This is a genomic window from Candidatus Thiodiazotropha sp. AKAK3 (genome assembly GCF_058244645.1).
In genome coordinates this window covers 24,061-39,190 of record NZ_JBSYOQ010000036.1, presented here as the reverse complement: position 1 = coordinate 39,190, position 15,130 = coordinate 24,061, and the positions used below count along the sequence as shown (strand labels likewise).

Sequence of the window (15,130 nt, the reverse complement as noted above, 5' to 3'; positions counted from 1 at the left end):
TTTGGTGGGGCATGGCCCCACCCTACCCTCTGCATCTTTTTAATTTCCAGCAGTTGACTTTGAAGTTGAAAGTCTATTGATTTGATTTAATTAGACGATCGGTCTATTATTTCGCTATGTCTCCAGTTTCTGCAATAAAACGTGGTCGAGGCAGACCGCCAAAGGATCAGTCTCTATTCAGTGAAGCAAAAGCTGAACTGATACGTGCTGGCATGGAAATCCTCACTGAAAAGGGATTTTCCGCTACGGGTATTGATGAGATCCTGCGAAGTGTCGGCGTGCCGAAAGGCTCCTTCTACCACTATTTCAAAAACAAGGATGCCTTTGGCTCAGAACTGATTCAGAACTATACAAAATTCTTTGAACACAAATTGACTAAATATTTGAGTGACGAAAAGCTCCCTCCCCTGAAACGCCTTGAAGCCTTCATGAATGACGCAATCGAAGGCATGTCACGATACGAGTTCAAACGGGGTTGTCTTGTCGGCAATCTTGGCCAGGAGATGGGTAGCTTACCAGAGCCATTCCGTATTCAATTGATAGCTGCATTGGAGAGTTGGCAAAATCAGGTTGAACTATGCCTTGAGCAAGCCAAAGCCATGAAGCAGATTCCAACTGCAATAAATTGCAAAGAGACCGCCTATATCTTCTGGACCGGGTGGGAAGGTGCAGTACTTAGATCAAAACTTGAGCGTAATCCGTCCGCACTACACAGCTTCTCAAAGTTTTTCATAGGCAGCCTTAAACCTTAGATTTTTTTACATTTTATTAGACGATCGGTCTATTTTGAGGAATATGAACATGTTTAAAGGCATCTTGATTGATAAGCAAGACGATAAATACAACGTCGACATTACAGAGATTGATGAATCCTCACTCCCTGAAGGTAATGTTACTGTTGATGTTCAATACTCATCTATCAACTACAAAGACGCATTGGCAATTACCGGCGCCTCTCCTGTTGTTCGCCGTTTCCCGATGGTGCCTGGAATTGATCTGGTTGGTAGTGTTACCCACTCATCCCACGCCGATTACAGTAGTGGTGATTTAGTTGTCTTAAACGGTTGGGGTGTTGGAGAAGTTCATTGGGGAGGGCTCGCCCAAAAGGCCAGATTGAATGGTGACTGGTTGGTTCACCTCCCAACCTCATTAGAACCCAAGCAGGCAATGGCAATAGGAACTGCAGGTTATACCGCAATGTTATCTATCCTTGCACTTGAGGGTAACGGCGTCACACCAGACAAAGGAGAGATACTTGTAACAGGTGCATCAGGCGGTGTTGGTAGTGTTGCGATTGCGGTGCTTTCAAAACTTGGCTACAAGGTGGTTGCACTGAGCGGAAAGCATGAAGAAGAGGCTGAATTCCTGACTAATTTAGGCGCTTCTGAAATTATCCCAAGTGAAGAACTTTCAAAACCAGGTAGACCACTGGCTAAGGAGCGCTGGGCAGGAGTCGTTGACGTGGTGGGATCTCACGTACTTGCTAACGCATGTGCTTCTACAAAATATGGCGGTGTGGTAACAGCATGTGGCCTTGCAGGTGGAATGGATTTTCCGGCAAGTGTTGCGCCATTCATTTTAAGAGGCGTGTCACTGATTGGTATTGATAGCGTTATGTGTCCGAAAGCAGTTAGACAGGATGCATGGAACCGCCTTGAAAAAGACCTGGATCTGTCAAAGCTTAGTAGAATAGCTGATGAAATCGCTTTATCCGATGTCATCGACACAGCAAATGATCTGTTAGCCAGAAAAATAAGAGGCCGACGCATCGTTAATGTTAATAGATAGCGTTCGTTTCAGCTGGACATGGTGCGGCAGGGCCGCACCCTACAGGTGAATTTATTTCGGGAGTCATCACGATTCAGTTTCGCCCCTCCGGCGAGTCACCTTCCTCGTTGAATACGGCAACCCGTAGCCTGGATGAAGTGCAACGGAATCCGGGAGAACAGTACACCAAACTTCCCGGATTCCGCTTCGCTTCATCCAGGCTACCTTGCTGTTCGATCTCATGGAGACAGCAGTCGTATCGTTGATGTAATAGATAGCCAGTTTCAATCCAGTAATATATCAAGAATTACAAAAGGGCCATCCAGATACTCCTTATTAAAATCAAAGTGTTTGCACAGTGCGAGCATTGGCTTGTTATCCTTCATCACATAACCCCGAAGTTTGTGAAGACCATTATCTTTAGCAGACTCGATGAGTTTTGTTAGTAATTGATACCCAACTCCTTGGCCTTGATACCCATCCACAACAGTAATGGCAAACTCTGCAACCTTCTCCTCTTTTGGAAGTTTCATATAGCGGCCCAGACCAAGGCCTATCTCTTTTCCTTCCGCTATTCTGTATGCGCACCAGGCAACACGATCTTTGCCATCCAGATCGGTTAAATAATCAAGTTGCTTATTTGTTAATCGGTTAATTGGGGCAGCAAATCGAGTCATACGTGAATGGCTGGATAAACTTTTAAAGGCAGTTGCAATCTGATCTTTGAGGAAGGCAGACGTATGCTTTGTATCAGGCTCAACACACAACTGAATCAGATAACTTGTACCGTTTTTCATCTGATATTTTAATGAGGTGTCTGTATCACTCATTATTCAACAGTCTTGTCGCTGACTGGCGACAACTTTTCAAGAGGTTTTCAACTAATTTTGGATCATTAACCGCTCGGCTGAGCGCTACACCACCGATCATCATTGCAGTTAATGCATAAAACTCATCACTCTGCTTCTCTTTACCATAATCAGTATAGCGACTGATAAAACGATTCATATTTTTGTAGATTCGGGTATAGGTATCACGAACATCCGGCTCTCTGGTTGCAACATCGGTGACCAGGAAAGCCAGTGGACAGGGCATCTCCCCGCCTTGCAGATGATTCAGGTCCAGATAACTATCCAGCACCTCCTGAAACCACTCTTTTCCTGGTTTATCGCTACTTAGATGCGCTGTAAACCGCCCATTTTTAGCCGCATAAGTCATCGCTTTGTCATAGAGTTCACTCTTACTGCTAAAGTGGGCATAAAACGCGCCGTGGGTCATACCTGCATCGTGCATAATCTCATTGATACCTGTCTGTTCATAGCCTTGATGAAGAAAACAACGGGCGGCACTCTCAAGGATGCGTTTTCGACTCTGCTTTTTATGCTTGGCTGAATAGGGCATTGATATTATCCATTTAGGGCCTGTTAACACTAATCGAATCGGCCCTGCTAAGACTATTTTTTCGTCCAGCAAAGCAGAATAAGCGAAGTGTAGTCATTCTACATGAGCAAATGATAACGCCGCTGGGCGGAAAAATAGCCTTCGGAGTTTCAGGCATCGCCGGGTTAATAAAACTAACATATCAGAATAATATTATCTTGATCATATTAAATTATTCGATACCCTCCCAATCCAGGGCCTGTAAGCACTAATACAACTACTCAGGCAATCACTTTCTGCCCAATTGAACTCAGTAACCTCTAGATACCGGGGATCTATTCACTATGAACCAATCACTTATTCTTTTACCATTAATTACGCTTGTACTGATTACCGGTGGCATCGGAATCGCCACCCTTGTTGCGCGCTATAAGGCGGTTAGGGAGGGAGCCCTGTCTATTGCATATTTCAAATATAATCGTGGCGGTAAACCACCTGAATATCTGCTGAAGATCAGCCAACATTTCCATAACCTGCTGGAAACACCTCCCCTCTTCTACCTCTCTTTGGTAGTTATTCTTATCCTGGAAAAAGTGGATGCAATCTACCTTGGGTTGGGCTGGCTCTATGTCGCTTCACGTATAGCACATGCCTGGATTCATATCAGCTCCAATAACATTCTCCACCGCAAGAATGCTTTTATCCTCAGTTATATATTGATATTTTCTATTTGGATTCGTTTGTTGATAGAGTTGATTGCGGCTTAACATAGCGCAACATCAAAGATGTTCCAATTAACAGCTCCACTGACTAACCCGTCGTAGCGGAATTTACCTCTTTAGAGTTGACCTCAGGCAGGCCGAAGGAGAGCGCTGCAGCCATCAATACAAGAGCTGCTGACCACCAAAGACACCCTTCCAATCCATACGTCTGGTAGATCAGACCAGAAAGTACAGTGCCAAGCAGGCGTCCACCTGCATTCGCCATGTAGTAGAAGCCAACATTCATGGAGACCTTATCATGATCTGAATAGGCCAGAATGAGGTAAGAGTGAACTGCAGAATTGATTGCGAAAATTACTCCGAACAGAATCAAGCCAAACACCAGCACCTGCTCGGCGGGCCAGCCCAAATGGAGCGTAAAGGCGATACCCCCTGGAAACAGGGCCAACACAAAAGCCCAGAATCTAGCTGTTCCCCCACCAGGCCCCTTTCCGTGGTGACTACGACCTAAAAGTTTTGGAACACTGGCCTGTACCAGACCGTAACCAATGATCCATAGAGCTAGAAAACCACCAACCTGTGTAAAGCTCCAACCTAAAACCTCATAGAGGAAGACCGGTAACCCAACCACAAACCAAACATCTCTCGAACCAAACAGAAAAAAGCGAGCTGCTGACAACCAGTTTATTGCAGATACGCGAGAGAAGACCTGAGAAAACTTGGGTTTCGATTTCATCTTACCCAAGCCGGATGGCAGCAGCACCGCAGTCACAATCAAAACCAGAAACAGTAGCCCGGCCAAGATGGCAAGCGCACCTCGAAACCCAATCAGCTCAAGCAGCGCGGCACCGATAAAATAACCCCCGCCTTTTAGGGCGTTTTTTGAGCCAGTGAGTATCGCAACCCATCTAAACAGTTTTGATTCACCACCACCCCGTACCATGGTCTTAACTGACGCCTTGGCAGACATCTTGTTCAAGTCCTTGGCAATTCCCGAGAGGGCCTGTGCCAGCATCACATATATTACAGACAACCAGGCATCAGGTACCGTAAGTGCCAATAGTGCAATCACCTGCATTCCCATACCGATGTGCATGGTAAGGTTAAGGCCGATTCGTGCACCTAACCACCCACCAACCAGGTTGGTGACAATGCCGAAAAATTCATAAAACAGAAACAGCATTGCCACTTCAAACGGGGAGTAACCGAGAAGATGAAAGTAGAGTACGACCAGCATTCGGATCGCACCATCGGTAATAGTGAAGGCCCAATAGCCCCCAGTTACCAATAGGTAGTTACGCAGTCCCTGTTCCATATTTAGAGTGCAGCCGTAACTTTCCTGGCAATATCGATCAACCGGTTTACATAGCCCCACTCATTGTCATACCAGGCATAGATCTTCACTTGCCGTTCATCGATCACCAGTGTAGAGGGTGCATCCACAATCGATGAACGTGGATCATTAACATAGTCCACAGAGACAAGTGGGCGTTCTTCATATCCAAGTATGCCTTTCAACTCCCCCTCGGAAGCTTCACGGAAATAACCATTCACCTCTTCTGCTGTGACAGGCCTTGATGCCTCGAAGACAAAGTCAGTGAGGGAGCCATTCAATAGGGGCACCCGTACCGCATGGCCATCCAATCTGCCCTCCAGTTGCGGGAAGATCTTGGTGATCGCCTTAGCGGAACCTGTTGTGGTGGGAATCAGAGATTGACCACAGGCACGGGCACGCCTTAGATCCTTATGCCCCTTATCCACTATGGTCTGGGTATTGGTAATATCGTGAATGGTCGTCATACAGCCATGTACTATGCCGATCTTCTCATGCAGCACTTTCACCACTGGCGCAAGACAGTTGGTAGTACAGGAGGCCGCAGTAATCAAATGATGCACTGCAGGGTCATAAAGATCGTCGTTGATTCCATATACGATATTCAATGCTCCTTCCGTGGGTGCGGCAACGATGACTTTCTTTACACCTTGGTCGAAATAGGCCTGAAGGGTGTCGGGTTTCTTATGGTGCTTACCGGTTGCCTCAATGACAATGTCACAACCAGACCAGTCAGTTTCCTCAATGGGCTTATTGGATGTGTAACTCAGCGTAGCACCATCAACACTCACACCCTCTCCCCCCCCCTGGCAGGGTCGATCCCATGTGCCATGAACTGAATCAAACTGTAGTAGATGGGCTGAACATACGGCATCAGCAGCAATTTCATTGATTTGACAGAACTCCAGCTCCGTCTCGCCCCACCCCACTCTCAAGGCCAGCCGCCCCATACGGCCAAAGCCATTGATACCAATACGTGCTTTCAAGATAGTCCCCAATACAGTGATGATTGTGATTGAATCCTGAGTAATCACCAATAGTTGCAGTGCTCAGAACACAATATCGTATCTGTTTATTTTGCAGCGAAATTATTACAGTAACCTTACAAAGCTACTACTTTACCAATTATTGACCAGTTTCCGTCATCTGTCCTAGTTTTTTGTCTAGCGAGTATAGTCATACAAATACCCACAATCTAACCTACAATAGATAGCGTGCTGCAACATAACAATCATCCCCAACGCTATCGATATATCGGCGATCTGTCTGGTGCTTTTGCCGATCTTGGCACCTTTCTCCCTATCGTCATAGCTGTGTTGGCCCTACAGAAGGTAGACCCATCGGGACTATTTATCGGTTTTGGTATTTTTGCCCTGGCGGTTGCTGCTATCTATCGACGGCCGATACCGATACAACCCATGAAAGTTGTCGCAGCAGTGGTCATCACCCAAGGCCTTGATGCACAGACCATCGCTGCAACAGGTTTTCTATTGGGGTTAACCGTTATAGTGCTCTCTCTCTCCGGTGCGCTCGATCTGCTTGCTCGCAAGATACCTTCCTCGGTTCTCTCTGGTATTCAACTGGGTGTAGGCCTCATGTTGGCCTGGGCAGGTGTGGGACTGATTGTCGAACAGCCCATAGTCGGTATAGTAACCACAGCAGCACTGTTTATGCTTCTCGCTACGCCTTTGAATCCATTCGCTGCAATACTGGTTGTCACCTCTGCTTGCCTCTGGACATTAGCCAATCAACAGAACACACTTCCGGAGATCAACTACGGACTGCACATGCCACAATGGGTCGGTTTTGGTTGGCAGGAGCTATGGTCATCCACACAATCAATCCTGCTGCCTCAAATCAGTTTAACCTTAACCAATGCCATCATTGCCACCTCAGCCATCGCTGCTCACTACTTCCCTGATGACAAGCATCGCATAACTCCAGCTCGACTGGGTCTCACTACTGGTTTTTTGAATATGCTACTGGCACCACTCGGTGGTTTCCCAATGTGCCATGGTGCGGGAGGACTGGTAGTTCAACACCGATTCGGCGCACGTAGCTGGCTCGCCCCAACCCTGTTTGGTTTCTGCATGCTCTGCATGGGAATCTTTCTGGGTAAGGATGCAATGAAACTGCTGTTACTCATCCCTCTCTCAGCAGTTGGCGCGCTTTTACTCTATGCCGGCTTTGAACTTGCATGGAGCAAAACCTTGGTTAAGTCATCCCCCATGGAGTTGAGTATCATAGCAATAACAGGTATCTGCTGTGTAGTTTTCAATGTTGCTGCTGGCCTGTTAATTGGCTGGCTCTGTCATGCCTTGAGTTCGAAACTGACTTCCTCGGGACAGTAACCATTACTCTCATCCAGATATATTTTCAGCACACTGGACCACAAATTCATACAAGTAAATAGTTCACAACAAAGAGAATTAATTGTTACAAGATCATTTACCTTCTGCTTTTAGAATAAGAGATGCAAGCAGTATAAAAGCACCAATGCGGTAGAAGTCTTTGTCTATCCGAAGAAGTTATTAAAAAGCAGATATATCAAAGTATTTGCCAGTAGAAAATACCGCAATAAAACTGAAGGATCAATCTTTAACACGGAGCATGGATATGAAAAAGTTACATCGTTATTTTTTTTGGAATGCTCTTGTTGCTGTCTTGATTTTTCCTGTCATCACTTCTGCTGATCCTGTAGTCTATGTTGGATCTAATAGTGTGATTGGATTTGATGGTATCGAGAGAAACATTTCAGTTACTATGACATTTGAGGATATTTTCGACAGGCACAGTGGTACCCCACCACCTGGCTTTAATTATCATGATAGTTTTGGTCATTTTGATATATACACTTATCTTGTAGAAGTAGAAGGTATAGGAATTTTCGCCGGTAGCAATGGCCGACTCAATATTTGGCTCGACCAAACACCCGATGAACAGCATTTCTATACAGAAGAGCTTGAAGTTTTAGAAAACCATAGTCTGATGCAGTTTTATGATGGCAGTGGCAACCCTTACGATTGGTCACCCTGGATGGGAGTGACTCCCGATTATGAGTTACCTGATGAACTGGTTATAGTGCGCCTGAATGTCTCTGCAGAATATGCATTCGATTTAGGCAATGAGATTCACTTAAGGCCACTTAAATGCGATTGTGAACACAAACGAGATCGTAAACACCAAAAAGGTGACAAACATAAATGCAGGCGCGGTGAAAAGTTAGAATCTAAGCGTTAACTTAGAACAACTCGTTACTGTAAATTGCTGGGCAGTAGTGACTAGTGGGTCGCTCGGTAATTTCGGTAACCCTCAGCCGCACCAGAAGGGTTGGTTTCATGAGAAGCCGATTATATTCACCGACACCTAAAGACGGAAGCTCTCTTTTAACCTGATCATTATGTAGATTTCGTCTTAGCTGGACATGGTGCGGCAGGGCCGCACCCTACAGCACGATCCTTCGCCATAATAGAGGCATTAAGATCCTCTAGCTTGAGGTAGAGGGGTGTTACTTTCTTTATTATTCCGATGTTTTTATAAAACCATCAGGCGAATAGAAATGCGTTAGCGTAGGGTGCGGCCCTGCCGCACCAGAAGGGTTGAAATCACTGAGACTCCGGTTATATCCACCGACACCTAAAGACGGAAGCTCTCTTTTAACCTGATCATTATGTAGATTTCGTCTTAGCTGGACATGGTGCGGCAGGGCCGCACCCTACAGCACGATCCTTCGCCAATATAGAGGCATTAAGACCCTCTTCAGCATCAGGTTTAGGGGTGTTACTTTCTTTACTAATCTGATGTTTTTATTTAACCATCAGGCGAATAGAAGTACGGTGGCGTAGGGTGCGGCCCTGCCGCACCAGAAGGGTTGGATTCATGAGATTCCGGTTATATCCATCAATGTCTAAAGACAGACTCTCTCTTAACCTGATCATTATGTAGCATTCCTTATAGCTGGACATGGTGCGGCAGGGCCGCACCCTACAGCACGATCTTTGCCAAAACATAGGCATTAAGACTCTTTCCAGCTTGAGGTAGAGGGGTGTTACTTTCTTTACTAATCTGATGTTTTTTATTTATCCATCAAGCGAATAGAAATGCGTTAGCGTAGGGTGCGGCCCTGCCGCACCAGAAGGGTTGGATTCATGAGAAGCCGATTATATTCACCGACACCTAAAGACGAAAGCTCTCTTTTAACCTGATCATTATGTAGATTTCGTCTTAGCTGGACATGGTGCAGCAGGGCCGCACCCTACTGCACGATTCTTTACTCCAGAACTATCATTATCTCACCTTTCACGCAAAAGGGAGAGGCGCGATGCTCTACCATCCAAACTGCCTATCTGATAATTGGTTTTTTTTCAGCCTGCTATCCTGTGATGGGTACTATTTCTCATCTCTTATCTCTCGCTTGACAAGAGAACTTAACTAAAACTAACTCATTAATCCGAGCTTGCATTCAAACCGTCGATCAGAACGTCTATCCCATCAGCGACCTCTTTGATTTTTAGACTTATTGAAATATTCCGTAAAAATTGCAGATGCTCATCAACAGACCTAAACTGCCTGGGTGAAGCTGCAACCTTCCGAATCTCCTGATAGCGTTTACAAATATGAACTGCCCTGCTCTTGAGCTGGCCCTGACATATAGCATCAAGCAGATTGAAATCGTTCTCAGAGATGGCATCCCAGAATCGCTCATGGTCAAGAGCGATCTCTCCGATCTCTACTTTCGATTTCAACTCAGCAAGCAGGTCATGGAAATCATCCTCCTCTTTCGCGTTTGCCTTGGTTACCTGTTTCAGCAACCAACGAACCAACAACCAATGGTTGAGTGGATAGGGGTAGACTTCGCCGTGATCCCGACGCTTTTTCTCATAGGCTGCTCTGTAGCAATCACCCATTAAGGCCAAGCTCTTTTTCAACTTTGTAATTTCCTTACGCTCAACCATCGCACGCCGTTTATACATGCTACCTTTAAGCGCCAGACGCTCAACAGTTTCACCAAAATTGGTATTGAGTTGATTGATACGGGTTGCAGACTGCCTGATCAAACCTCTCGACTTGGATTGCACTTTTCGCTTTTCAGTTGCACTGATATCTGTTGATTGTTCTACACGCTCATACAGGTCCACAGCATGGCGTGCCTCGAAATTACTGAGCTGTTCCGCACAGCGAATAGAGGCATATGCAGGGTCGCCTGAGAGTGCCTTCTCATAGGCATCAATCGCTTTATCGAAGCAGTCGAGTTCTCCCCAGGCTCGACCCAGGGCCTCTTGTAGACGACTGTCGTGCAGCCACTTGTGCGGCACTTCATCGCTCAGTGATTGTACCCAGAGCTTCAACCCGTTCACCTCCGATAAGGAGGCAGTCTTGGCCCGCTCGGTAATGTTGTTGATCTCTGCTTGATACTCAGAAAGTGAAACATACTTACAACTGCCACCGCTATCACCCCTACGAGATTTACTCTCCATGACCAGGGTATAGCCTGGATCCCCATAACACTGATAGGCACCCCAGGTATTAAAACGTGGATGATCCTTATAGGTTGTCTGCCGCGCCATCTTAACCGCGTCGCCAAAGCTGGCACCGGAGAGAAACTCCTCATAGAACTTTTCAGCAAAGGTGACTGCGGCTTCGTCGTTGACAGCCCAACCAGCAGCGATCACTGCACGCACGCCCTGACGGATCAACTGGGTGGCAAGATTGGATGCCAACTCATGGCGACGATAGCGGTTGTCTTTGTTCTCTGCACGGGTACTTCCGAGATGACAGCAGTTGATGAAGACAAATGAGGGAGTAGCCGGCATCTGTCTCAGTTCAATCGGTGTCAGAACATGATTCCTGCCGATGACCATCCCTGTGACTTTTGAGTTTTCATCACCCTTCGTCAGTTCGTAATCCACAACACCGTGGCCTGCCAGATGCAGGATCTGATATTCATCGGTCATCAGCGCGCAAAGAATCTCACTGCCACTACTGTTTATCATCGGCTCAGTACTGCTGCTATAACCATAATCTTTCAGCAATCGATAAACAGCATTCGCTTCATCCTGTGCTCCGATCAATTCAACAAAACCCTCATCATCTACATTTGGGTCGCCGATCACCAAGGCAGCACGATTATCACAAATCTTGGTACTGACCTGTTCCGATGAGACAAGCTGGCGAATCAAACCCGATTTATTAGCAAGAGGTTCATTACCATCCTGTCCTGCGTATTCCAGCAGTTCCCAGGGATAACCGGCAGAGTCATTATCTACCATCAGCACCATGTCCTGGTTGTGCCGGGCATGGTCTTTGAACTCAGCCGGTACCAGCAGTTCGAACAGGGCACGACCGACACAGTTCGCCGAAGAGGTGTCACTGGTTGCCTCTTTCAGGAAGGGCACCACCGACTGTTTCTGTATCGGCTGGGTAGTCATCTCGGCCCGACTTCCACGGGAGGTCAAAGCGGTGAACTTAAGGCCACCCTCTTTAGTGCCTTCGATACGCAGACGCTGCCACCACTCAGGGTCTTCTCGATAGTAGACCCGTGTACGGCCTCCATCCCCCCGCTTCACCACCGGTTCAATCTCGATGTGTTGCTTGAACTCGGGATTATGGTCAACAATGCGGCGTAGGGTATGAACCATATCCACTGCCGTATCTTCGTAAAGTTCGATGAAGGTAAGTGCAGCTACCGTGTTGTCCAGGTTGCCGGCAGCCCCGGCAAGCAGACGATTGGCCTGCAGTAGTGCCCGCAGCAGGGCCATGATGGCATCCTCAGGGGCTATGCCTCCAGCACCGGTTCCAATTAACAGGGATGACATCTCAATACCCTGCTCACCTATATCGCCCCGCTCTGTAGAGTTGACCACATACCTTAGAACCGCTTCGCGAAATGTGTCTGTCAGTTCGCCAGGAGTCAGGGAACCGACTTCCCCAAGACCAACGATCAGGGCACCGGGAAACTTATGGTCCTCGAGATTGAGCAACACCTCATGGCTACACAGTGGGCCGGGATACAGGCCGAGCTGCAGACGTTTGCTGAGGCGACCGTTGAGACGACTATCCAGGGCAGCCTCCGCACTGACGATGGTATCACCCTGGTAGTGACCAACGGCAATCGGCGATTTGGCAAAACATAAATTGCCGTGGACAACGCTGATTCTGGGTACTCTTTCCAGCACCTCTTTCGGTCGATAGGTCTCGAAACGCCGCCCCATGGTTGCTGCCTGAATATGATTTTCGCTGGGATAAAAATCGATCGAATCCGGCGCCATCTCCCGATATTGCTCATCGGCTGATCTACTGACAGGCGGTTTTGTTGAGAGTTCTCTTGTCTCCCCTGTTTCGAGGATATCAAGTATTCCGCGATAGGCAGGTTGATGGTCGGGAATATCGCCATGTACCGCATCGACAAACCAGTGTTTGATACCTTGGGGTATCCCGCTCTCCCAGGTTACCTGGCCATCACCTTTACGTGTGGAGAGGATGCGTATTTTTTTCTTTCCATGCCTTTCGACAATCTCATGGCCTACTGGCGTCTCTTCAGCACGACCGGCTATATAAAAAACCTGCCCCGACTCAAGACCGCTGTTTTTCACCGCTTCCCAGGTTTTTTGTGCATCCTTTAAATGCCTGGAATCTGGTCGATTCCATCCATTGCCGAGCACCTCCTTATATCTATCCCAGATATCCTCAGCAGGTAGCTGGTGATTTTCATTCACTGGTAGCAGTTCGAGTATGCCTTCAAATTGGCTGATCAACTCGAGTAACTCGTTCTGGTTATGCTTCAGATCTGCAGCTGCCAATGTCCGGATCAGACGATCCTGGCCTGCCAGAATTCTTGGAATTGAGAAGGAGCCACGATTGGGCGTGCCCAACATCAGCACCCTCGACCCTTCTCGTCCACGCATAAGATCCCAGACACGACTATTTGAAGCGGCCATACCACGAAAGACCAATCCCCCCATCGAATGGGCAACGATCCTTACCGGTTGATCGGATCGGCTCAGTTGCTTATCAACCTCCGCAGCAAGCAACTCACCATTTTTCAACACAGAGAGCCGCCAGTCATAATCGAAAGGGATTACCTCATGAGTATCTGAAAGAAATTCAACCAATTTGGCATAGGTGCCGGCAATCAGCCCGTCAGGCTCAATACCTCTTCCACCACGCTGCAACCGTTTGAAACGGCCACGCATGAGATCGAAGGGATCGATCCAGATCCTATTGCCCTGCTTTGCCAGGTGGCTCCCGCTAATGCCTGGCAAGACGAAGACCACAGGCACTTCTCCCGAGCGTTTATCCCTTGGTAAAGAACGGGCGATAACCCTGGGCACCTGCTCCCTTAAAACAAAACCTGATGGAGGTGATTGCGTTCCGCTCAAGGCATTCAATAATCCCTTACGACTGCGGCTGTTGGTAAAGTAGCAAAAATGATTGACCTCTTTTCCAGACTCAGGCATCACAGGAACCTGTCGAACACGGCGAGCACCCCCATCCATGGATGGCGTATTTACAACCAGGTCGTGCTCACTCTCATAGAACTGATCCAGAAAAAAGAGTGCGATCTTCTTGAAGATGCCAGTGGCTTCTATGTCGCCCTCGATAACCGTTAATGGTGCCTCACTGCTCACTGACGTGGCGTTGAGCAGCGCGATCAGGGGTGATCCCGGCATCTGAGCCTCAAGGCCAGGCAGGCTTTCAGGACGAGTACGCTCCTTGGCAACTGCCAAGGTGAAAACCTTGAAAAAATCGTAGATCCTACTCACCTTGAGGGCTGGGATATAACCGATCACATTCAGCAGCCCGGAGAGATAGATATCGAGTTTGCCGCTGGCCAGAGTTGTGCCGCGAGCGGGACAACCGACGCGAACGAATTGCTTTATCTGCGGCTGCTTCTCGATCAACAGAGTGTTGAGTCGTTGCAGTTGCTCCCGGTGGCGCTTGTAGTCGTTCTCCACCTCATCTGGCAGTAGATCAGCAAGCCCTGTAAGGTGATGGGTGGTAAACAGCTCTATCTCTTCTTTGGAAAAAGGTTCCTGATTCTCGCTCAACTGACCACGACAAAGCAGCTCACCGACCAGACCTCCTCGGGAGTGGCTGACGATATGGAGTTTGACCCCAGCCGGTATCGCCTCCATGACCTGCAGCGCATTGTCTATGGGGCTCTCGGTCAAAGTACGGTGCTGCAGGGCCAAAATATTCCCTTTGTAACGTCTGCGTAACTCACCCCAAAGGTTATCCTCATCAAGCTTCCAGAGTTCAGAGAAACTTCCCTCAACACTCGAGCCTGTTCCATGCAGGAATAGAAGAATCTCTCGCGACAGATCAAGTTCATCTATCTTGACCGGTTCGAGCTTAACCGCTTGCTCACTATTTGATTGCTGATCCTTTAAACAGACAAGAGCACTATCTCCGACAAGTTTCTGCTCCAGCCACTCAGCTACCTTGCGTGCTGTTAAGGATGCAGCCTTACCAGTTACATGGTCGATCAGAGCAGCTTTGACATCGAGCAGTTTCAGACTCTCAACTAACAGTCCATCCTCACCTCTGCTGCGTTGGTTTGTTATGGTCAGTTTTTTCGGAAGCTCAACATCTGATGCACCCACACTGCGCATGCGCTCTTGTGGAAGAATTTCGTCACACAATCTTCCAACCGAGGTATAGAGCTGAATACCACCTTCCAGTTTGAGTTGTACGACATCATCATCTTTCGCTGTTAAAGTAACAGTCTCTGATGCACCAGCTCTATCCCTTGTGAGATCGACTGAAGACCCTTCACGAACCTCTACTTTTAGAAGATCAGAAAAATCGTGTTGGTGGTTTAGAGGCAGTTGATCGTCAGCTTTCCGGCCACTGACATTGATCCTTCTTTTTATATCTTTTTTAGCCATTTTATAATTATCCTCTCTAGCATCTCATCGCAGAACAATTT

General features: G+C 47.5%; 10 protein-coding genes. 5 read left to right on the top strand and 5 right to left on the bottom strand.

From position 1 onward, the window contains the following. Positions 1-116: 116 nt before the first annotated feature. Positions 117-752, top strand: coding sequence for an acrylate utilization transcriptional regulator AcuR (gene acuR, locus AC4IE7_RS07055; protein WP_490776113.1), 636 nt, complete (start codon positions 117-119; stop codon positions 750-752). Between the two features lie 49 nt (positions 753-801). Then, entirely contained in the window at positions 802-1,788 is a 987-nt protein-coding gene (acuI, locus tag AC4IE7_RS07050) for an acrylyl-CoA reductase (NADPH) (RefSeq protein WP_490776112.1), read from the top strand. 263 nt (positions 1,789-2,051) lie between these two features. Here the strand turns inward: acuI and AC4IE7_RS07045 are convergent, their stop codons facing one another. Beyond that, positions 2,052-2,597, bottom strand: coding sequence for a GNAT family N-acetyltransferase (locus AC4IE7_RS07045; protein ID WP_490776111.1), 546 nt, complete (start codon positions 2,595-2,597; stop codon positions 2,052-2,054). After that, positions 2,590-3,168, bottom strand: coding sequence for a TetR/AcrR family transcriptional regulator (locus AC4IE7_RS07040; RefSeq protein ID WP_490776110.1), 579 nt, complete (start codon positions 3,166-3,168; stop codon positions 2,590-2,592). Before AC4IE7_RS07040 ends, AC4IE7_RS07045 begins: the two co-directional genes overlap by 8 nt. A gap of 323 nt (positions 3,169-3,491) precedes the next feature. Between AC4IE7_RS07040 and AC4IE7_RS07035 the strand changes: the two genes are divergently transcribed. Next, the gene (locus AC4IE7_RS07035; RefSeq protein WP_490776109.1) at positions 3,492-3,914 is read left to right on the top strand and encodes an MAPEG family protein; all 423 of its coding nucleotides are present in this window, start codon (positions 3,492-3,494) and stop codon (positions 3,912-3,914) included. A gap of 43 nt (positions 3,915-3,957) precedes the next feature. Here the strand turns inward: AC4IE7_RS07035 and arsJ are convergent, their stop codons facing one another. Both arsJ and AC4IE7_RS07025 read right to left on the bottom strand, forming a co-directional pair. Then, entirely contained in the window at positions 3,958-5,184 is a 1,227-nt protein-coding gene (arsJ, locus tag AC4IE7_RS07030; RefSeq protein WP_490776108.1) for an organoarsenical effux MFS transporter ArsJ, read from the bottom strand. 2 nt (positions 5,185-5,186) lie between these two features. Further along, positions 5,187-6,188 carry an ArsJ-associated glyceraldehyde-3-phosphate dehydrogenase gene (locus AC4IE7_RS07025; RefSeq protein ID WP_490776107.1) on the bottom strand — a complete coding sequence of 334 codons (1,002 nt, stop codon included), beginning with the start codon at positions 6,186-6,188 and terminating at the stop codon, positions 5,187-5,189. A gap of 228 nt (positions 6,189-6,416) precedes the next feature. Between AC4IE7_RS07025 and AC4IE7_RS07020 the strand changes: the two genes are divergently transcribed. Then, positions 6,417-7,553, top strand: coding sequence for a putative sulfate/molybdate transporter (locus tag AC4IE7_RS07020; RefSeq protein WP_490776106.1), 1,137 nt, complete (start codon positions 6,417-6,419; stop codon positions 7,551-7,553). 265 nt (positions 7,554-7,818) lie between these two features. Next, positions 7,819-8,442, top strand: coding sequence for a hypothetical protein (locus AC4IE7_RS07015; RefSeq protein ID WP_490776105.1), 624 nt, complete (start codon positions 7,819-7,821; stop codon positions 8,440-8,442). A gap of 1,205 nt (positions 8,443-9,647) precedes the next feature. On the opposite strand, the gene AC4IE7_RS07010 is transcribed toward AC4IE7_RS07015, so the two are convergent. Then, the gene (locus tag AC4IE7_RS07010; RefSeq protein WP_490776104.1) at positions 9,648-15,089 is read right to left on the bottom strand and encodes a DUF7379 domain-containing protein; all 5,442 of its coding nucleotides are present in this window, start codon (positions 15,087-15,089) and stop codon (positions 9,648-9,650) included. Positions 15,090-15,130 lie beyond the last annotated feature (41 nt).

What these genes read in the sequence shown, in the direction of transcription:
- acuR (WP_490776113.1), top strand. Translation starts at nt 117, where the DNA reads ATGTCTCCAGTTTCTGCAATAAAACGTGGTCGAGGCAGACCGCCAAAG.
- AC4IE7_RS07045 (WP_490776111.1), bottom strand. Translation starts at nt 2,597, where the DNA reads ATGAGTGATACAGACACCTCATTAAAATATCAGATGAAAAACGGTACA.
- AC4IE7_RS07035 (WP_490776109.1), top strand. Translation starts at nt 3,492, where the DNA reads ATGAACCAATCACTTATTCTTTTACCATTAATTACGCTTGTACTGATT.
- acuI (WP_490776112.1), top strand. Translation starts at nt 802, where the DNA reads ATGTTTAAAGGCATCTTGATTGATAAGCAAGACGATAAATACAACGTC.
- AC4IE7_RS07010 (WP_490776104.1), bottom strand. Translation starts at nt 15,089, where the DNA reads ATGGCTAAAAAAGATATAAAAAGAAGGATCAATGTCAGTGGCCGGAAA.
- AC4IE7_RS07040 (WP_490776110.1), bottom strand. Translation starts at nt 3,168, where the DNA reads ATGCCCTATTCAGCCAAGCATAAAAAGCAGAGTCGAAAACGCATCCTT.
- AC4IE7_RS07015 (WP_490776105.1), top strand. Translation starts at nt 7,819, where the DNA reads ATGAAAAAGTTACATCGTTATTTTTTTTGGAATGCTCTTGTTGCTGTC.
- arsJ (WP_490776108.1), bottom strand. Translation starts at nt 5,184, where the DNA reads ATGGAACAGGGACTGCGTAACTACCTATTGGTAACTGGGGGCTATTGG.